Genomic DNA, 18,546 nt, shown 5'->3' with positions numbered 1-18,546 from the left:
GACACAGGGGCCCTCGCGGCCCCTGTTTGTTTCTGCCGCCACCCCCGTCCATCTGTCTTTTCTCCCTCTCTATCCTGGAGCTTGCGTCCCGCCATGCTGTTGCTGCTCTCCCCCGCCAAATCGCTGGACTACGACACACCGCTGCCGCCGAAGCTGCCACACACGCTTCCCGTCTTCTCCGAACAGCCGCTGGAGCTGATCGAAGTGCTGCGCCGCCAATCGCCGCAGCAACTGTCGGAACTCATGGGCATCAGCGACAAGCTGGCTGCGCTCAACGTGGCGCGCTACGAGGCCTTCAGCCCTCGCTTCACGGCCACCAATGCCCGCCAGGCGCTGCTGGCCTTCAACGGTGATGTCTATGAAGGCCTGCAGGCGCGCAGCCTGGACGCCGAAGACCTGGACTGGGCGCAGCAGCACATCGCCATCCTCAGCGGCCTGTACGGCGTGCTGCGTCCGCTGGACCGCATGCAGCCCTACCGCCTGGAAATGGGCACCCGGCTGGAGACCGCGCATGGCAGCAACCTCTACCAGTTCTGGGGCAGCCGCATTGCCGAGTACCTGAACCAGCGCGCGGCCCGGCAGCCGGCGGGCGAGCGCGTCGTCGTCAACCTGGCTTCGCAGGAATACTTCAAATCGGTAGACTTGAAGCACCTCAAGCCCCCGGTGGTGGAATGCGCGTTCGAGGATTACAAGAACGGCGCCTACAAGATCATCAGCTTCCATGCCAAACGCGCGCGCGGGCTGATGGCACGATTTGCCATACAGCAACGCGCTCGCAGCGCGGCTGAACTCGAAGCCTTCGATCTGGAAGGCTACGCACTGGCGCCAGCTTCCTCGACGCCTGCGCGCCTGGTGTTCCGCCGCAAGACCGCTGACTGAGCCTCGCCGGCCACCGGCCGGCCCCGGCCTCGATGCCTTTGGAGTCCATTCACTGCGGCAAGGGCCGCACTGCACGCCATGAGCCTCAAATCCTCACCAGATTCCCCGAGCACCGCGCAGGACCTGCCGGCGGGTCTCACGCCTGAACTCATGCAATGGGTACGCGACCAGCGCGCATCCGGCATAGGGCCTGCGGCCCTGCTGCGCTCCATGCGCGACGCGGGCTGGAGCGAAGAACTGGCCCGGCGGGCGTTGGACCTGCCCCACCAAGGCGAAGCGGCGCCACCGGCCGTCGTCGTCTCGGCCTCCTCGCTGCCCGAGCCGGACCTCTCCCAGGACCCCACCAGCATCGATGTCGGCGACCGCAAGGTCCAGGTACTGGTCAGCATGCGCAACCCGCGCATCGTGGTCTTCGGCAACCTGCTCTCGCATGAGGAGTGCGACGCCATCATCGCCGCCGCGCGTCCGCGCATGGCGCGCTCACTCACCGTGGCCACGCAAAGCGGCGGTGAAGAGATCAATGACGACCGCACCAGCAACGGCATGTTCTTCCAGCGCGGGGAAACCGGCATCGTCCGCCAGCTGGAAGAACGCATCGCCCGCCTGCTGCGCTGGCCGCTGGACCACGGCGAAGGCCTGCAGGTGCTGCACTACGGCCCGGGCGCCGAGTACAAGCCCCACCACGACTACTTCGCGCCCGGCGAACCCGGCACGCCTACCATCCTCAAGCGCGGCGGCCAGCGCGTGGGCACCCTGGTCATCTACCTGAACGAGCCCGAGCGCGGCGGCGCCACCATCTTTCCCGAAGTGCCACTGCAAGTGGTTCCGCGCCGGGGCAACGCCGTCTTCTTCAGCTACGAACGCCCCGACCCCTCCACGCGTACCCTGCACGGCGGCGCGCCCGTGCTGGCCGGCGAAAAATGGATCGCCACCAAATGGCTGCGCGAACGCGAATTCCACTGAGCACCATCGGACCCGGGCGCACCCACCCTTATTGACCTTATATGGCCGCCCATGCCTGCGGGCATGGAAATTCAGTTAGCTTCAAAGCCTGGGTCCACGCGCTCCGCGCGGACCGTCCAGGCCTGACCAGCGCCGGCACGGCCGGCCCTTTTTCCATGAACACTCCCGAACAATCCCAGCTGGGCAAAAGCTCTGCCTACGTCGACCAGTACGCCCCCTCGCTGCTGTTCCCCCTGCCCCGCGCGCCCAAGCGCGAGGAAATCGGCATTCAGGGCAGCCAGATGCCCTTCTTCGGCGCCGACCTGTGGACGGCGTTCGAACTGTCCTGGCTCAACCTGCGCGGCAAGCCGCAGGTGGCGCTCGTGCATTTCACGATTCCCTGCGAGACCCCCAATCTCATCGAAAGCAAGTCGTTCAAGCTCTACCTCAACAGCTTCAACAATACCCGCCTGGCCGACGCTGCCGAAGTCCAGGCACGCCTTCGCACCGACCTGGCCGAAGCACTATGGCGAGGCAGCGAGCAAAAGGGCAGCATCGGCGTGAAGATCATCGGCCTGGACCGCTTCGACCAGGAAATGGTGCAGGAACTGGACGGCCTGCTGCTGGACCGCCTGGACGTGGAATGCACGCAGTACCAGCCCGCCCCAGAGCTGCTGCACGCCAACCACGAGGAAGCGCCCGTCACCGAGACCCTCGTCAGCCACCTGCTCAAGAGCAACTGCCTGGTCACAGGCCAGCCCGACTGGGGCAGCGTGCAGATCCGCTACAGCGGCGCGCAGATCGACCAGGAAGGCCTGCTGCAATACCTGGTGAGCTTCCGCAACCACAACGAATTCCATGAGCAATGCGTGGAACGCATCTTCATGGACATCTGGACTCGCTGCCGCCCCATCAAGCTCTCGGTGTACGCACGCTACACGCGCCGTGGCGGCCTGGACATCAACCCATTCCGCACCAGCCATCCTGGCGCGCTGCCGGCCAACGTGCGCTCTGCACGGCAGTAAAAGAGGCGGCCGGCCATCCTCAGGCCGGCCGTCATTTCAAGCTTTTCACCGGCATGCCGACGCCGCAGCGGCATGCCCGCACTCCTGCCCATCGAGCCCCGCGCCCAGGCTCCTGTCGGCGGCCCGCACCTGAATTCTGAAAAATAGGAATCGTCCTGCATCGATTCAGATTGACTTTTCAGATCACCCAATTTGAGCCTATTTCGCCTCGATTTATCTGCCACGGATGGATCGTCGAAAACACGGAATTCACTAAATAGCTTGCTATTGAAATGACAGCAAAAATCTCCGTCGATGCATTCAGAAACATCGTCAGGAGTTGTCTTAGAGACAAGCGAGAAAAAAGTTCATAGGCTTGGCGGCACAAGAAATGACTTCAGGCAGCAATGAATCGCCGCCGGAAAGTCAGGCATAGGCAGGTGCCTTTTTCCTGCCAATGCCCCACGCAGAACTGTCCTGGCGCGCAGCGCCAAAGCGGCAGTCCACCGCCAACCTTGAGGGAGAGACCATCCATGCATCGCTTTCATTCAGCGCCTTGACGCAGTGCGCTGACGCCAAGGCCCTGTGCCTGGGCACGGCTGATTCCCTGCACATGCGCAATTCGGAAGAACCGCCAGCCACCGCCCTGGTGCCCGCTTATTCATGAATTGCGTTTTCCCTTTTTCCCGTTTTCTGCGATGCACGGCTGCGGCCCTGCGTCTGCCTGCTCACGTCCCTACAGATTTCTTCCACCAGCACAGGAGCTTTTGCATGACCACCTTCAATACATCACTGCAATCTCGCAAGCAACGCGGCCAAGGCATGACCGAGTACATCATCATCGTGGCCCTGATTGGTGTGGCCGCCATTGCCGTCTACCAATACTTTGGCCAAACCATCCGCGCCCAGACATCGGGCATCGCCAACGAAGTCGCGGGCAAGTCCGCCAAGGAGGCCATCAAGGACGCAAAAGCCGCCGCCGGCAATGCCGATATAGAGCGCAAGGAAAAAGGCCTCGACGCCTACGAGAACAAGTAAGCGGGCCTGCCCATGTGCACCATCACCACCCTGCGCGGCGGTCGGATACGGATACGGAGGCGGGACGGGCAACGCGGGCAGGCACTGATCTACGGCATCTTTGTCCTGATCGGCGCACTGGCCTCGCTGTTCTTTCTGTTCAACACCGGCCAGCTCTCGCAGGAAAAAACCAAGCTCGTCAGCACGGCCGATGCCGTGGCCTACAGCGCCGGCGTGATGCACGCGCGGGCGCTGAATTTCACGGCCTACGGCAATCGCGCCCTGATCGCCAACGAGGTGCTGGTGGCGCAGATGGTGAGCCTGTCCTCGTGGGCGCAATACGCCCAGACCCATGCGGAGAACCTGCCCACGCAGTTCCCCGAATGCAACGACCCCTATGGATACGGCGCAGCCATTGGGGCAGCGTTCAAATACGGCCCGGTGTATGCGCTCATGTGCTACGGCACCGTTCAGTATGCAGGCGAGTACATCCAGCGGATAGCCAAGACCGTGCCGCCGCTGGCCTCCGCCACAGTCTCTGCGGTGGAGGTCAACAAGCTGGCCATACAGCAGGCCCATAACCTGCTGCATCGCCCGCTTTACCTGCAGAGCATTCGCCGCAGCGTTATGCAGGCCGTGGCCCAGGCCAACTACGCGGGCGACGGCAGCGTGAAGGTGCAGCCCCTGGGCCCTGGCACCGCCGTGGCGCTGACTGACGACCTGGGTGGCTTTACCCAAAGCTACAGTGGCAAGGACCGGGGCCGCATGGCAGAGCTGGCCGTGTATGCGGCCCATAGCGACAGATTCACCAAGGAACGCGTCTGGACGGCCGAGGCAGAAGTGCCCGGCCCAGACGAGATCTGCATTGCGAGAGAGCGCAAAAGCGAGGTGCGCCGACGCGGCGGCACCGAACTGGTCAACTACGACGAGTGGATCGCCGAAGACACCGAGTCCTTCTGGCGTGCCCAGCGAAGGGGTGGACTCATCCCACGCTGCCGGCTCAGGGAGGAGCCCATTGCCTGGGGCGAACAGCAGGCCCACCCCGACGACCTGGACCAGAATGACTCGTCCGCCTGGCTCGGAGGCTCCCGCAACAACAGAAGGGCCTCTGCCAGAGCCTCCTCCGCGCACTGGACCCACTACACCGGCCTGCCCAGCTACTACGACCTGAGCCAGCTGCAACCGGACAAGGACGACCTCACGTTGCGGTTCAGCGTGCGCCTGTCGCGGGCGCGCAGCGAATTGCGCACCTCCGATGGCGCCAGCGAAATAAGCGGCACGCCGGACAGCCGCATCAACGCCTATCAGAGCCAGGTCGCCAAAGGCGAAATGGTGGCCGTTGCCACGTCCGAAGTGTTCTTCGAGCGCCCTCTGGCACAGCGTCAGAACCGCTATGGCGCAAGCCAGGGTCTCCCCCTGGAGCTGCCCAGCCTGTTCAACCCGTATTGGCAGGTGCGCCTGATCCACTCCCAACCCGATGTACTTGGCCAGCAGATGCGCCAGCGAGGGCTGATCCCATGAACCTCCTGAACCGCGCCCGCTACCCAAGGCGGCAGGCAGGCCAGGCCCTGGTCGAATTCCTGGCCATGGCGGCGCCCCTGCTGGGCCTGTTCCTGCTGATGCCCATGATCGGCAAGTACCAAGACATTGCCCATGCCACCCAGATGGCCAGCCGCTATGCAGCCTTCGATGCCACGGTACACAACGACGAGGCGGGCAGCTACAAGCCGCCTGCCCAACTGGCAGCCGAAGTGCGCAGGCGCTACTTCAGCCGACCCGACGCCCCCATCAAGACGGACGATACGGCAGGCGACTTCGACGCACACCGCAATCCGCTGTGGACGGACCCCGCAGGCAATCCGCTGATCCCGCGCTTTTCAGACATTTCGGTCAGCTTTGGAGCAAGCCAGTCCACAGCGCACAGAGATGCCTTCACGGCCAGCCCAGACGGCGTACCCTTCAGCATAGTGCCTCTGGCGAACCACGGACGCATCGGGTTGAACGCCCCAGGCATCTACCGCGCCAACATCTCCGTGCCACTGGCCAACCTGCCCGCAGGCATCCAAAGCTACACCCCCTTCGACCAACTGGACCTGCGCGTCACACGCCACACCAGCGTGCTCATCGAGCCTTGGGCCTCGCGCTCCGTGGAGCAGACCATGGACCGGTTCGGCCGGCTGGCGCCGCTCAACAGCCTGTTCTCCCCGGTGGAGACGCTGCTGGATGTGGCCATACCGGTCTTCGAGTTGATGGAGGTGCCGGCCCCCAAGTTCGGACGCCTGGACAAGTGGCAGGACATTGTTCCGGCAGACAGGCTCAGGGCCGAATGATGACAACGGCTCGCATGCTCCGTTCCATCTGCCTGAGCCTGCTGACGCCAGGGCTCACCCATGCCTTTGCGCAGGCCAACTGGCCCGAGATCCCGCTGCCCGAACATGCCAGGAGCTACCACATCGGCCAGCAGATGGACCTGGACGGCCTGCCCATGCGGCTGACCGGCTTCGCCACCCGCAGCACACCCAGGCAGACCGGCGACTGGTTTGTGCGCACCCTGGGCCAGCCCCTGATGGACGACCAGCGCGATGGCCAGCGCATTCTGGGCCGCGCCCAGGGCGAGCACTACCTCACCATCCGACTGGAACCCGCCCCCGACGGCGGCACGCGTGGCCTTGTCGCTGTCACCCACCTGCGCGCAGCCTTGAGCGGCAAGGCCCGCAGCCAGGGGGAAAGAGCCCGATGGCGACGCCTGCTGCCAGCGGGAACCGAGATCGCCAGCCTGCTGAACACCCAGGACGGTGGCCAGCTGTCCACCCATCTCGTTGCCACGAACAGGCACGGCGAGGCGCTCAATGCGCAACGCCTCACTGCGGCGCTGCAGGAGCAGGGCTATGCGCTGGAACGCCGCTTCGACGCCGCCACAGACACCAAGGCCCACGCGTTCGGCTCTGAGACCGGCGCCATCACGGTGCTGATGCGCGGCCCGGGCAAAGAGGCGACGGCCGTCATTTCCCGCAATGCGCTGGGCCTCACCAGCATCGTTCTCGTCACCAGCGTGGCGGTGGAGACCGCGCCATGAAGCTTGCCCATCGCCTGCGCGGCCAGTCCTCGGTGGAGTACGCCGTGGTCTGCGCGGCCCTGGCCTTCGCGCTGGGCGTCGGCATGGTGGACAGCAACAGCGTGCTGCACCAGTTGCTGCTCGCCCTGCAGGCTGCCTACCAGAAGTTCAGCTTCGCCCTCTCCCTGCCCATTTGACCCGTCAGCCATGAACTCCGCACTCGCCCGAATCACCGCCCTGCGTCCCAACAAAACCTGGGTCGCTCTTGCCATGGCCCTGGCCATCGGCCTGGGCGCAGCCGTCATTGCACGCAGTTACCTGCATCGCCAGATGGAGGCCATAGAAGCGCGCGGAAAAAGCAAAACCCGGCCGCTGATCGTTGCCAAGCGCAATCTCAGCAAAGGCGAGCCCATATCCAAGGAGACCATTGCCGTGCGCGACGTTCCCCACGACTACGCGCACTCGCTGGCCATCGGCCCCGAGGATTTTTCCCGCATTGCAGGCCGCGCGCTGGAGCATGGCATGCAGCACGGCGACATCCTGCTGTGGAACCTGCTCGAAGGCGACAAGGTGCCGACCTTCTCGGCCCGCATCGAGGTAGGGCGGCGCGCCATCACCGTGCATGTGGACGAGATCAACTCCATCTCGGGCCTGCTGGAGCCGGGGGATGCCATCGACCTGATGCTCACCCTGGATCAGAAAGGCCGCAAGACCACCTTTCCACTGCTGCAGAACGTCCAGGTCATGGCCACCGGCCAGCGGTCCGTGGATGACCCCAGAAGCGGTGAGCGGCGCCAGTACTCCACGGTCACGCTGGACACCTCCAAGGCGCAGGCCCGGAGCGTGATCATCGCGCGAGAGGCGGGAAAGATCACCGCCTTGCTGCGCAATCCCAAGGACTCGGAGGTTGTCGAAGAAGACAGCGCTGCCATGGCCGCCCTGCTGGGCCTGGCAGGCGACGTGCAGTCCCTGATTCAGACAGCGGGCGCAGCGCAATCACCGAGCCGAGCCGTTCCCGTGCTCTATGGCGGACGCCGCATGGACTTCAAGCCCGAAGACCTGCTGCTGCGCCAGGACAAGGCCCACGATGCCGGCGAAGGCCCGCCCGAGGCAGCCGCAGCCCCCACGCCTGTGCAGCCAGCCCCGCAAGCCGCACTGCAACCAGGCCAGGCTCCTCTTTTCCCTGCGTCCTTCCCGATCCAGCCAAGCGCGTTGCCTCGCTGAAGGCGTCTCACCCGCTCCTGCCTTTTTCATCGCTCCATGCGCCTGATCCCAATGTCCATCCGTTCAGCCCACACTGCATCCCTGTCCGCCCGCTCCAGTCCAACGCCCTTTCTGCAGGCCTTGCGCTGCGGCTTCGTGCTGACCCTGGGCTGGAGCCTGGCCGGCCCGGCAACAGCCCAGATACCAGAGGATGCAACAAGCTCTGCGCAGTCCCTAGGCATGCCGGGTGGATTCGCGCCCATGCTGCAGGGCGTGCCCAGCCGCGAGGCAGCGGCGGGCCAGCCGTACCGCCCCATACAGAAACCGGACGACCAGGCTCAGGTGCCGGAAATCGAGATGTTCGTGGGCGAATCGCGCGTCTTCCCCAGCCCCGGCGTGGCGCGCATTGCCGTGGGCAATGGCCGGGTGCTGACGGCCGCCGCGCTGGACGAGCGCGAGGTCATCATCTTCGCCAACGAGATCGGCACCTCCTCGCTGTTCGTGTGGAACGCCGACGGCCGATATCAGCGCGTCAAGATCCATGTGGTGCGCGGCGACACAAGCCGCCATGCGCGCGAGATCGCAGCCTTTCTCAGCACCATCCCCAACGCGCGGGCCTCCATCATCGGTGACAAGGTCGTGGTCGAAGGGGACCATCTCAGCGATGTCGATCTCAAGAAGATCGAAGACCTCAGAAAGCACTACCCGCAGATCATCAACTTCACCAACCAGATCGGCTGGGAGCAGATGGTGCTCATGGACGTGAAGGTGGTCGAATTCCCGGTCAATGAGCTGCGCGAATTCGGCTTGCGCTGGACCGCCCAGGGCGGGGCCAGCGTGGGAGGCATCTGGGCGCCGGCGCGGCGCGGCCATCAGCCCGGTCTGGTCATCGGCGTCCAGAACCCGCCAATCACCCCGGACAGCGGTGACAAAGGCCCGCTGCCCCAAGGCCTGAACATCCTCACCGCCGTCAACATGGGCCTGACCGCAAAGCTGGACCTGCTGGCCCGCGACGGAAAGGCCAGCATTCTTGCCCAGCCCCAGCTGTCGGCTCGCAACGGCTCCAAGGCCGAGTTCCTGGCCGGTGGCGAATATCCGTACTCCGTGGCCACGATCTACGGCCCCGTGGTCATGTTCAAGCCCTACGGCGTCAAGCTGCGCATCACGCCGCGCGTGGACCGCAACGGCGTCATCAGGGCCGAGATCGACAGCGAGGTCAGCAACATCGACCCATCGTTCTCCACGCCCTCGGGGCCCGGGTTGAGCACTCGGCGCACCTTCACCGAATTCAACGTCCAGGACGGCGAGACCATGGTGCTGGCCGGCTTGCTGTCGCGCAAAGGTGGCGACAACGTCGACAAGGTTCCCTTCCTGGGAGACCTGCCCGTGCTGGGTGCTCTGTTCCGGTCCCAGCGATTCCAGAACGAAGAGACCGAATTGGTGGTCTTCGTCACGCCCACGGTGATCAACAGCCGATCGCCGGGCCTGCTGCAGCGCGTGGAAGACGCCGGTGCGCGCCTGGGCCAGCGCTACGGTCCCCAGCCCTACCTGACCGAACCCGGCCCTGCGCCCGAGCATCCTCCCCGGCTGGCGCCCCTGCCTGTGGCCAGCGCAAGCGCCAGCATCGCGGCGCCTGTGCAGGAACTCCCCGCGCCAGTGCGGCCCCTGCCCGCACCGGCCACCGCGACCCTGCCCGAACACTGGCCCGCCCTGCCGCACACCGGCAACCCGCTGGCCTCCGCGGCAGCAGCGGACCAGCCGCTGGTCAACCACTGGCGCGTGGTGCATGACGGGCTGGCCTTGCATGCCGAACCTCGGGCGCAAAGCGACACCCTGCTGCAACTGGGCCAAGGCAGTTTCGTGCGTGCCGCACCCGGTTCATCTGCCGCCCACAACCCGCACTCCGGCTGGCGCGCGGTGGCGGTCGCAGCCCTGACGGGCTGGGTGCGCGATGAAAGCCTGCAGCCCGTCGCGCACGTCCCCGGCATGAAGCCCGCACCCGACGGACCCCATGCGCGCCAGGCGCGGCAAGGCCGGGCTCTCACGCCCCATGAATCCGGCGCCACCACGGGCCACTCCGCACCAGGCACCTACCGTGTGGGCCTTGATCGGCTTGCCCTTCGCGTGTCCCCCGACATCAACGCCCCCGTCCTCCAGAACCTGCCCGTGGGCAGCCTTGTGCAGGTGCTGCCCCAGGCCCCGCAGGCCCAGTTCTCGGCCGTGCGCATCAATGACCGGCTGGGCTGGGCCGAGACCCAGTGGCTTTCTCCCCTGACCTCCGCAACCGGCAGCCCCCCATGATCGACCTTGAAATCATCCACCCCGACGGCCGGCACCAGCCGTTGAGCGTGCCCGATATGTGCTCCATCGGCAAAGGCTCCCAGTGCGAAGTCCGCCTGGACAACTGGCGCCTTGCCAAGGAGCATGCACGCCTTTTCACCAGCCCCTCGGGCGTGCTGATCGACGACGCAGGCAGCTTCGGCGGCGTGCTGGTCAACGGTCAGCGCATCACCGCCCAATACGGCCCGCTGCAAAACGGCGACCTCATCGGCATTGGCCCGTTCCAGTTGCGCATCCTGAACAGCGGTGAAGAGCCGCAAGCCGCGCCTTTTCCTGTACCGGCCGCAGCGCATGCCGCCACCACAGCGCCCATGCAGAGCACACAGGACACGGCGCTGGCAGTGCCTGCCGACGCGCCCGAGCCTGCGGCAGCCGAGCCCGGGGAAGCCCACTTTCAGGCGCTGCAATTCGAATGGCGCAAGCGCCTGCACACCAAGCTCATCGACACCATGGACCTGCGCCGCCATGACGTCTCCAGCATGTCCGACGAACACCTGCGCGCCGAGGCGGACCGGCTCATCGCCAGAACGCTGCAGGACATGGACGACGAGATACCGGCCCAGCTGGACCGCAACGCGCTGCGCAGGCAGGTTCTGGACGAGGCCGTGGGGCTGGGGCCGCTGGAGGAATTGCTGGCCGACGAAACGGTCAGCGAAATCATGGTCAACCGCTTCGACGAAATCTATGTCGAGCGCGCGGGGCGCCTGCAAAAGCATGCCCTGAGCTTCACCAGCGATCGCGCCGTCATGGGCGTGATCGAGCGCATCGTGGCACCGCTGGGCCGGCGCATCGACGAATCCTCGCCCATGGTCGATGCACGGCTCAAGGACGGCTCGCGCGTCAACGCCATCATCGCGCCGCTGGCGCTCAAGGGCTCCACGCTGACCATCCGCAAGTTCGCCAGGCGCAAGCTCAATGCCGCCGACCTTGTGCAGTTCGGCGCGCTCAGCCCGGCCATGGCCGACTTCTTGCGCATCTGCGTGGAGGCCCGCAAGAACATCATCGTCTCGGGCGGCACGGGGTCTGGCAAGACCACGCTGCTCAACATCCTGTCCAACTTCATCCCGTCCGGCGAACGCGTGATCACCGTCGAGGACGCCGCCGAACTCAAGCTGGCCCACGAGCACCTGATCAGCCTGGAGTCGCGCCCCGCGAATGTCGAAGGCAAGGGCGGCGTGCCCATCCGAGAACTGGTGCGCAACACCCTGCGCATGCGCCCGGACCGCATCGTGGTCGGCGAATGCCGCGGCGCCGAGGCGCTGGACATGCTCCAGGCCATGAACACGGGCCATGAGGGATCTCTGACCACGCTGCACGCCAACACCCCGCGCGACGGGCTCGCCCGGCTGGAGACCATGGTGCTGATGGCCGGCATGGAACTGCCCTTGGCGGCCATACGCGAGCAGATCGCCAGCGCCGTGGACATCATCGTGCAGCAGACCCGCTTTGCCTGCGGCACACGCCTGGTCACCCACATCTGCGAAGTCAGCGGCATGGAAAGCGGAAAGATCCAGCTGCAGGAGCTGTTCCGCTTTGCCAACAAAGGCTACGCCGCCCAGGCCAACGGCCTGGCCAAGGTGCAGGGCCTGTTCACCGGCTGCGACGTCGTTCCCCACTTCTACGACGAACTGCGCGCCAGCGGCCATGCGCTGGACCTGGACATCTTCCGTCCGGGCGCCGAGAGCGCGGACCTGCATGCCGGAGAGCGGCCATGAGCGGGCTCTCGCCAGACACCGTCCTGGCCCTGATCACGGCCGTGGTCGCCCTCTGCGTCGGTCTGCTGACATGGCTGGCCTTGGACCTGGGAGGCTCCACGCTCAGGCGCTACCGGGCCGGCTTCACGGAGCGCGCCGGCTTTCAGGCCGCGGAATTCTTCCTCTTCATCGACCCGCGCAAACTCTTCCTGGCCAACCTGGCAGTCATGTCGCTGGGCGGCGTCCTGGTGTGGCTGGTCAGCGGCAGCCATCTGCTGGCTGTGCCCGCCTTCTTCGCGCTGGGGCTGCTGCCCCGGCTGCTGTACCGGCACATGCGCAAGCGCCGGCTGCGCAAATTTGAAGAGCAGTTGCCCGATGCGCTGATGATGCTCAGCGGCGGCCTGCGCGCCGGCATTGGCCTGAGCAGCGCCATCGCCCAGCTTGTGGCCGAGTCCCGCCCGCCGCTGAGCCAGGAGTTCTCGCTGATGCTGCGCGAGCAGCGCCTGGGCGTATCCCTGGAACAGGCACTCAATCACCTGAGCCTGCGCGTGCCCACCCAGAGCACCGTGCTCATCACCTCGGCCATGCGCATCGCCAGCGAAACCGGAGGCGGCCTGGCCGAGACCATGGAACGCACGGCCTCCACCGTGCGCAGCCGGCTGCAAATGGAAGCCAAGATCGGCTCCCTCACCGCCCAGGGAAAACTGCAGGCCTGGGTCGTCGGCGCCCTGCCCCTCGTCCTCATGCTCATCCTCGACCGGATGGAGCCTGAAGCCATGTCCATGCTCTGGCACTCCCGCGTGGGCTGGGGGGCGCTGGCCGTGATCGCCTGCTTCGAGGCCATGGGCATCTATGTCATCCGAAAGATCGTCGCCATCGACGTCTGAAGGCCGCACCATGGACTCCAACGCCGTGATACTCGCCCTGATCGCTGTGGCAGCCGGACTCAGTGCTGCCCTGGTGGCCTGGCTCCTGGGCCACTCGATGAGCAGCGTTCCCGCCGAGGACCGCAGCTACAAGGATCCGCCGCCACTGGCCCTGCGCATGGTCTGGTGGCCCATCCAGTGGATCAGCCACCACCTGTCGCCCCGGCTCGGAACGGGCAGAACCGCGCAAGCCGTGCAACTGCGGCTGCGACAGGCGGGACTGGACTACGCGCTCAGTCCTGCGCAGTTCATCGCCAGCCGCATCGTCGGCGCCGGGGTGGCCGCGCTGGCGGCCTGGTGGCTGGTCTCCAGCTTCGACGGCCTGCCCCGGGGCGCCGATGGCGGTGCACGCCACATCGCCCTGCCCATCTATCTGCAGGCCATGGCCGCAGGCGCACTGCTGGGCTGGGCCTACCCCGCCATCTGGCTCAGGGATCGCATCGCCGTGCGCCGGCGCGAACTGCTGCGCATGCTGCCCTTCTTCCTAGACATCATCACGCTGTGCGTGGAAGCCGGCCTGAACATGCAGGGCGCCATGACCCAGGCCGTGGCCAAAGGCCCCCAGGGACTGGTGCGCGACGAATTCCAGCGCGTGCTGCGCGACATACGCGCCGGCAAGGCGCGTGCCGAAGCACTGCGCGGCATGGCCGAGCGCCTGAACGAGCCGAGCGTCGCCAACTTCACCTCCGCCGTGATCCAGGCAGAGAGCATGGGCATGAACCTCGGCCCCGTGCTGCGGGCACAGGCCGATCAGCGCCGCTCCGAACGCTTCATGCGCGCGGAAAAACTCGCGATGGAAGCGCCCGTGAAGATGCTCTTTCCGCTGATCGCCTTCATCTTTCCCTGCACCTTCATCGTCTTGCTGTTCCCCATAGCGATGAAGCTGCTGAACTCGGGACTGTGATGCAGATGCCGCCCTCCCCCTTCCTGGTGCGCCAGGCCTGCGGCTTCTGGCAGCGCCTTGCCGGCCTCATGGGCCAGGCCCAACCCGCCGCCCGCTGCGCATTGCTCATCGCGCGCTGCACCAGCGTGCACACCTGCTTCATGCGGCAGGCCATCGACATCGTCTACCTCGACCGGCAGGGCCGCATCACCGGCCTGCGCCCTGGCGTTGACCCCTGGCGCTTCAGCCGGGGCGGACGCGGCAGCGCCCATGTGCTGGAGATGCGTGCAGGTGCCATCGCCTGCCAGGGCCTGGTGCCGGGCATGCAGTTGCAGCCCTGGCCCATCGAAGGTGCCGGGGCTGCGCTGAACGTCTGCGCCTTCACCCCTGACGGGTCCAACTCCTAATACAACGCCGAGGAGGTGCCCACACAACGCATTGCCCAGAACACACCAAAGTGAATTGCCAGCCGGCCCTGCCGGCCTTCCTCCACTACGCATTGAAAAACCGACGGACATGCACCATCCATCCATCACCTCTCCCACAGACCACGGTGCCACGCACATGCGGCTGACACACCCTTCATCCTGGCTACTGGCCTGCGCCGCTGGCCTGGCCCTGACCGCCTGCGGTGGCGGCTCCGGCAACGAAGGCGGCGCGGGAGACCCAGGCCCCGGAGGCACCGCCAGTTCCGGCGTCTTCATCGCCCCCTCAGGCCCGCTGTGCACCAAACTCAGCAGCACGGGCAACTGTCTGCAACCCACCTCATCGGCCATTGAGGAGTCTGACCTGATCAAACTCATCACCGATCCCGATGCACAAACGTCGTTGATCGATTTCAGCGGCATGGGTGTGATCCACAACACCACACTCACCTATAGCCAGCAGCCGGGCCAGGCCATCGAAAGCAGTTTCATCTACAGCTCCTACGGCATGGCAAGGCGCGACTTCCAGGTAGGGCGCAACACCTTCATCGTGCAGGGCAGGCAGTACCCGCAGGTCACGCACTACCCGGAGGCAGGCCAGAGCCACTACAAGAACATCAGCGACGATGCAGGCGTCATCTTCCTCGTAGGACCACCGGACCAGCACGAGGAAGGCATCTGGGGCACCACCTTCTCGGAAGGCCAGAACCTCAGCATGGTCGGCCGCATGCCCAACATGCGCAGCGAAAACACCAACTGGATTTCCGCCATCAGACTGCTCACCGACCAGAGCCAGGCGCCGAGCGAGCCGACCGTGACCTATATCGGCAGTGTCAGCACGCTGGCCGGCACGGCACAACGGCTGGACCCGTACACCACCGACATACTGGACACCGGCGTCAACTACGAGGCGGAATTCAATACGGCCACGGGCAAGCTCACTGGCGTAAAGATCGACTACACAGACCCCAAAAGCCAGAGGCGCACAGTGATGGAAGTGCCAGAGCTGACGTTTGTGAACTCGCAGTTGATCCCTGACTCGCGCAGCCAACGCATCAACGTCGTGCTGGAAGGCCCTGCGAGCGACGTCCGCGCAGATGCTCCACGGCCCGACACACCCCTCACCCGGCAGGACTACACCCTCGATGGCCTCGAAGGCGAAATCACCGGCAAGCAGGCCGAGATCATCCACATCCTCGGCGCCGGCCCCCAGGGCACCATGCAATTGATGCTGATGCGCAAGGACAAGGCCGGACCGGACGTGCCCATCCACATCCCCCTGCCACACCCAAACAGGCCCTGAAGCATGGCCAGCGGGTGGATACAAGCCCGTCCGCCGGCCGCAAACCTGCAGGCATCCTCATGCGCCAGAGCACCTCATTCCGCAGGCCGCGCCAGCGCGGCAGCGCCATGGTCGAGTTCACCGTGGTCGGCCCCATCATCACCCTGCTGGGGCTGGCCCTGCTGCAGTACGGCCTGGTTTTCTTCAACAAGAACCAGATCAATCACGCCAGCTTCATGGCCGCCCGCGCGGGCACCATGGCCCATGCGCGCATGGACGATATCCGTGACGCCTATCTGCGCGCCATGGTTCCGCTGTATGGCGGTGGCAGCAACAGTGACGAACTGGCGGATGCCAAGACAAAGGCCAAGGCCGACCTTGAAGGCCACCTGCGCATAGACCTCATCAACCCCACGCGCGAGAGCTTCGACGACTGGAGCGCTCCCCACCTGAAGCAGAAATACGGCGTGCGAGCCATTCCAAACGCCGGCCTGGCGCACCGAGACAAAAAAGACATAGGCAGCAAGTCGGGCCAGAGCGTTCAGGACGCCAACCTGCTCAAGATCCGCGTCACCCACGGCTACGAACTCAAGATCCCGCTGGTGCGCGGCATCTACCAACACTACCTGCGCTGGCTGGACGACGGCAGCGACCCCTTCCACACCGAACTCATACGGCACGGTCGACTGCCCATCGTCGCGCAAGCCACCTTGCACATGCAAAGCGACGCCATGCAAAGCGATGCCACGGTATCCATCCCCGACAAAGGCAACAAGGGCAATCCGCAGGACCCAGGCCAGCCCGATACATCGGAACCCGGTGAACCGCCCGATTGCGAAACCGTGGGCTGCACCACGGTCGGGCCGCCGGTGCCGGGCGATGAGGGTGAAGAAGACGGTGACGGTGACGGTGACGGTGGCGGTGGCGGAGATGGAGATGGAGGCAATGAAGGCGATGGCGATGGAAACGACAAGGACTGCAAAGGGGCCGAATGCCCCAGTTGCGAGGGGAAAGCATGATGCTCACTAGGACGTACCTCATTCAGTTGCTGCACAGCGCCCTGCTGTGCCTCGCCGCACTGCTGGCCCAGGCCACGCCCACCCTGGCGACTGCCGCCCCCAACCTGGGCGGCGGCTCCGGCAAATGCGACCCCACCGTGCAAAGCTGCGCCCCCGGCACGGGCGGCGGCATCGACCTCGGCGGTGGCGGTGGCGGCTCGGGCGGCGGCACCTGCACCCCCACGCCCGGCGGCAGCCCCTGCGGCGGCGCCGGCCCCGCCACCCAGGGCAACTCCAGCAGCACCMACCAGGGYGCAGGCAACCCCATCCACCTCATCAACGGCAACAAATACCAGCGCGAAGTGGACATGCCCGCCTTGCCAGGCGTGCTCGGCCTGGAAGTCGTGCGCCACTACAACAGCAGCTACAGCCGGGCCTACGTGCCGCCAGGCCTGCTCGGCCGCGGCTGGCTGCTCAGCTACGAGGCCCGCCTGTACGACCACCCCACCAACCTGCAGATCGTGCAGGCCGACGGCACCCGCATCATCTTCAGCAAGCTGCGCGAGCATCCCAGCCTGTGCGCCAGCGAGCAGCCGGGCAACGGCATCGTGCGCATCGAAGGCCCGGATACAAAGGGCACCAAGGAAACCAAGCCCGGCCAGGAACGGCACTACACCTGGCARTGGATGGACGGKCGCGAGYTGCGCTTCAACCACCGGGGGCGCCTGACCCGCATCAGCCTGCCCTCGGGCGAACAGGTCCGCCTGGACTACAACGCCAAGGGCAACCGCCTGCTCAAGGTCACCGACCCGCAGGGCCGCAGCCTGCGCCTGCACTACGCCCAATCTTCGGGCGAGGGCAGCTTCACCGGCGTGCAGGCCATCGACACCCCGCTGGGCCGCATCGGCTACCGCCACGGCAGCGCACCGTTGCCCGGCAGCACCCAGCCCCAGGCCAAGCTGAACGCCAGCCTCGTGCAGGTCAGCCTCCCATCGGCCGATGGCCAAGCCCCGGTCCAGCGCCACTACCACTATGAAGACCCACGCCACCCCACCTTGCTCACCGGCATCAGCGTCCAGGGCCAGGGCAGCGACGGCAAGCCCATGGACGTGCGCATCGCCAGCTACGCCTACGGCGACACCGGCCGCGCCATCTTGAGCGTGCGCGGCCCGCCGGACAGCCAGCAGGAAAAAGTCACCCTGGACCTCAGCCAGCCCTGGAAGAACACCCTCACCAACAGCCTTGGGCAAACAACCACCTACCACTACGACACCATCGGCGGGCAATGGCGATTGCTTGAAGTGCGCGGCCCGGGCTGCGCCAGCTGCGGCCCCGGCGACATGCGCTACCGGTACGACGCGCAAGGGCGCCTGACCGACGCCACGCGGCTCGATCCCGCAGGCCGCCCGCTGGAAGGCACGCGCACCGAGCTGGACCCCTTCGGCCGCCCGCTGGCCGTATACCGCATCGCCTACACACAAGGCCAAGCCCGGGCCCCGCAGCTGCAGGTGCGCTACGGCTACGGCAAGGACCCCTGGAAGCAATACGCGCCCGAACTCATCGCCCGGCCCAGCGTCGTGCCCGGGCGCGAACACCAGATCCGCATCCGCTACAACAGCAGCCGCCAGCCGCTGCAGATCACCGAGACGGGCTTCAGCCCATTGGATGCCCAGGGCCAGCCCGCAGGCAATGCGGACGGCGCCACGCCCATCGAGCGCAGCACGCGCTACCGCTACACCGAGATCAACGGCCGCAGCGTGCTGGTGGACATCGACGGGCCGCTGCCCACCTCGCTGGCAGGCTATGACGATGGAAGCCCGGCGCAGAACGACCTCACGCGGCTGCGCTGGGACCGCAGCGGCAGCCACGTCACGCGCGTGCTGCAGCCCGATGGCACC

Annotated in this window: 17 protein-coding genes; all 17 read left to right on the top strand. The window is 66.0% G+C overall.

Features of this window, described 5'->3' with window-relative positions; genetic code table 11:
* Positions 1 to 93: 93 nt before the first annotated feature.
* Entirely contained in the window at positions 94 to 879 is a 786-nt protein-coding gene (yaaA, locus tag GRX31_RS07455; RefSeq protein WP_016447806.1) for a peroxide stress protein YaaA, read from the top strand.
* Positions 880 to 957: 78 nt separating this feature from the next.
* A complete protein-coding gene (locus tag GRX31_RS07450) occupies positions 958 to 1,842 on the top strand; it encodes a 2OG-Fe(II) oxygenase (protein ID WP_160852059.1) in 885 nt (294 codons plus the stop codon).
* Between the two features lie 155 nt (positions 1,843 to 1,997).
* Positions 1,998 to 2,846 (top strand): NADPH-dependent 7-cyano-7-deazaguanine reductase QueF, encoded by an 849-nt coding sequence (queF, locus tag GRX31_RS07445; RefSeq protein ID WP_016451166.1) that lies wholly within the window; start codon positions 1,998 to 2,000, stop codon positions 2,844 to 2,846.
* Positions 2,847 to 3,596: 750 nt separating this feature from the next.
* Complete coding sequence (locus GRX31_RS07435) at positions 3,597 to 3,863, top strand: Flp family type IVb pilin (protein WP_034363829.1); 267 nt, start codon at positions 3,597 to 3,599, stop codon at positions 3,861 to 3,863.
* Between the two features lie 12 nt (positions 3,864 to 3,875).
* Positions 3,876 to 5,363, top strand: a complete 1,488-nt coding sequence (locus tag GRX31_RS07430) for a pilus assembly protein TadG-related protein (RefSeq protein ID WP_160852057.1) — start codon at positions 3,876 to 3,878, stop codon at positions 5,361 to 5,363.
* A complete protein-coding gene (locus GRX31_RS07425; protein WP_017406513.1) occupies positions 5,360 to 6,172 on the top strand; it encodes a TadE/TadG family type IV pilus assembly protein in 813 nt (270 codons plus the stop codon). Before GRX31_RS07430 ends, GRX31_RS07425 begins: the two co-directional genes overlap by 4 nt.
* Positions 6,173 to 6,186: 14 nt before the next feature.
* Positions 6,187 to 6,918, top strand: coding sequence for a hypothetical protein (locus GRX31_RS07420; protein WP_237426627.1), 732 nt, complete (start codon positions 6,187 to 6,189; stop codon positions 6,916 to 6,918).
* Positions 6,915 to 7,094 carry a hypothetical protein gene (locus GRX31_RS07415; protein ID WP_016447814.1) on the top strand — a complete coding sequence of 60 codons (180 nt, stop codon included), beginning with the start codon at positions 6,915 to 6,917 and terminating at the stop codon, positions 7,092 to 7,094. The genes GRX31_RS07420 and GRX31_RS07415 overlap by 4 nt, the downstream gene beginning before the upstream one ends.
* Positions 7,095 to 7,104: 10 nt before the next feature.
* The gene (cpaB, locus tag GRX31_RS07410; RefSeq protein ID WP_160852054.1) at positions 7,105 to 8,121 is read left to right on the top strand and encodes a Flp pilus assembly protein CpaB; all 1,017 of its coding nucleotides are present in this window, start codon (positions 7,105 to 7,107) and stop codon (positions 8,119 to 8,121) included.
* 51 nt (positions 8,122 to 8,172) lie between these two features.
* Positions 8,173 to 10,401, top strand: a complete 2,229-nt coding sequence (locus GRX31_RS07405; protein WP_237426626.1) for a pilus assembly protein N-terminal domain-containing protein — start codon at positions 8,173 to 8,175, stop codon at positions 10,399 to 10,401.
* A complete protein-coding gene (locus GRX31_RS07400; RefSeq protein ID WP_046988796.1) occupies positions 10,398 to 12,155 on the top strand; it encodes an ATPase, T2SS/T4P/T4SS family in 1,758 nt (585 codons plus the stop codon). Before GRX31_RS07405 ends, GRX31_RS07400 begins: the two co-directional genes overlap by 4 nt.
* Positions 12,152 to 13,021 (top strand): type II secretion system F family protein, encoded by an 870-nt coding sequence (locus GRX31_RS07395; protein ID WP_016451158.1) that lies wholly within the window; start codon positions 12,152 to 12,154, stop codon positions 13,019 to 13,021. Before GRX31_RS07400 ends, GRX31_RS07395 begins: the two co-directional genes overlap by 4 nt.
* A gap of 10 nt (positions 13,022 to 13,031) precedes the next feature.
* Positions 13,032 to 13,964 carry a type II secretion system F family protein gene (locus GRX31_RS07390; RefSeq protein ID WP_046988795.1) on the top strand — a complete coding sequence of 311 codons (933 nt, stop codon included), beginning with the start codon at positions 13,032 to 13,034 and terminating at the stop codon, positions 13,962 to 13,964.
* Positions 13,964 to 14,350 carry a DUF192 domain-containing protein gene (locus tag GRX31_RS07385; protein ID WP_016451156.1) on the top strand — a complete coding sequence of 129 codons (387 nt, stop codon included), beginning with the start codon at positions 13,964 to 13,966 and terminating at the stop codon, positions 14,348 to 14,350. The genes GRX31_RS07390 and GRX31_RS07385 overlap by 1 nt, the downstream gene beginning before the upstream one ends.
* 157 nt (positions 14,351 to 14,507) lie before the next feature.
* Complete coding sequence (locus GRX31_RS07380; RefSeq protein ID WP_046988800.1) at positions 14,508 to 15,671, top strand: hypothetical protein; 1,164 nt, start codon at positions 14,508 to 14,510, stop codon at positions 15,669 to 15,671.
* A 59-nt stretch (positions 15,672 to 15,730) separates the two neighbouring features.
* On the top strand, positions 15,731 to 16,669 hold the full coding sequence (locus tag GRX31_RS07375) for a TadE/TadG family type IV pilus assembly protein (RefSeq protein ID WP_160852052.1): 939 nt from the start codon (positions 15,731 to 15,733) through the stop codon (positions 16,667 to 16,669).
* On the top strand, positions 16,669 to 18,546 hold a 1,878-nt coding region (locus GRX31_RS07370; protein ID WP_160852050.1), incomplete at its 3' end, for an RHS repeat domain-containing protein. The genes GRX31_RS07375 and GRX31_RS07370, both read left to right, overlap by 1 nt.

The sequence above is a fragment of the Delftia sp. CH05 genome, from assembly GCF_009827015.1.
Classification (GTDB): domain Bacteria; phylum Pseudomonadota; class Gammaproteobacteria; order Burkholderiales; family Burkholderiaceae_C; genus Comamonas; species Comamonas tsuruhatensis.
Note: the sequence above shows the minus strand (reverse complement) of the source record. Positions and strands in the feature narration are given on the sequence as shown.

Excerpts from the sequence above, each read along its gene's own strand:
- GRX31_RS07420 (WP_237426627.1), top strand. The coding sequence starts at position 6,187 with ATGCTCCGTTCCATCTGCCTGAGCCTGCTGACGCCAGGGCTCACCCAT.
- GRX31_RS07395 (WP_016451158.1), top strand. The coding sequence starts at position 12,152 with ATGAGCGGGCTCTCGCCAGACACCGTCCTGGCCCTGATCACGGCCGTG.
- GRX31_RS07415 (WP_016447814.1), top strand. The coding sequence starts at position 6,915 with ATGAAGCTTGCCCATCGCCTGCGCGGCCAGTCCTCGGTGGAGTACGCC.
- GRX31_RS07390 (WP_046988795.1), top strand. The coding sequence starts at position 13,032 with ATGGACTCCAACGCCGTGATACTCGCCCTGATCGCTGTGGCAGCCGGA.
- GRX31_RS07435 (WP_034363829.1), top strand. The coding sequence starts at position 3,597 with ATGACCACCTTCAATACATCACTGCAATCTCGCAAGCAACGCGGCCAA.
- GRX31_RS07380 (WP_046988800.1), top strand. The coding sequence starts at position 14,508 with ATGCGGCTGACACACCCTTCATCCTGGCTACTGGCCTGCGCCGCTGGC.
- GRX31_RS07450 (WP_160852059.1), top strand. The coding sequence starts at position 958 with ATGAGCCTCAAATCCTCACCAGATTCCCCGAGCACCGCGCAGGACCTG.
- GRX31_RS07400 (WP_046988796.1), top strand. The coding sequence starts at position 10,398 with ATGATCGACCTTGAAATCATCCACCCCGACGGCCGGCACCAGCCGTTG.
- GRX31_RS07375 (WP_160852052.1), top strand. The coding sequence starts at position 15,731 with ATGCGCCAGAGCACCTCATTCCGCAGGCCGCGCCAGCGCGGCAGCGCC.
- yaaA (WP_016447806.1), top strand. The coding sequence starts at position 94 with ATGCTGTTGCTGCTCTCCCCCGCCAAATCGCTGGACTACGACACACCG.
- GRX31_RS07405 (WP_237426626.1), top strand. The coding sequence starts at position 8,173 with ATGTCCATCCGTTCAGCCCACACTGCATCCCTGTCCGCCCGCTCCAGT.
- GRX31_RS07425 (WP_017406513.1), top strand. The coding sequence starts at position 5,360 with ATGAACCTCCTGAACCGCGCCCGCTACCCAAGGCGGCAGGCAGGCCAG.
- cpaB (WP_160852054.1), top strand. The coding sequence starts at position 7,105 with ATGAACTCCGCACTCGCCCGAATCACCGCCCTGCGTCCCAACAAAACC.
- GRX31_RS07385 (WP_016451156.1), top strand. The coding sequence starts at position 13,964 with ATGCAGATGCCGCCCTCCCCCTTCCTGGTGCGCCAGGCCTGCGGCTTC.
- GRX31_RS07430 (WP_160852057.1), top strand. The coding sequence starts at position 3,876 with ATGTGCACCATCACCACCCTGCGCGGCGGTCGGATACGGATACGGAGG.
- queF (WP_016451166.1), top strand. The coding sequence starts at position 1,998 with ATGAACACTCCCGAACAATCCCAGCTGGGCAAAAGCTCTGCCTACGTC.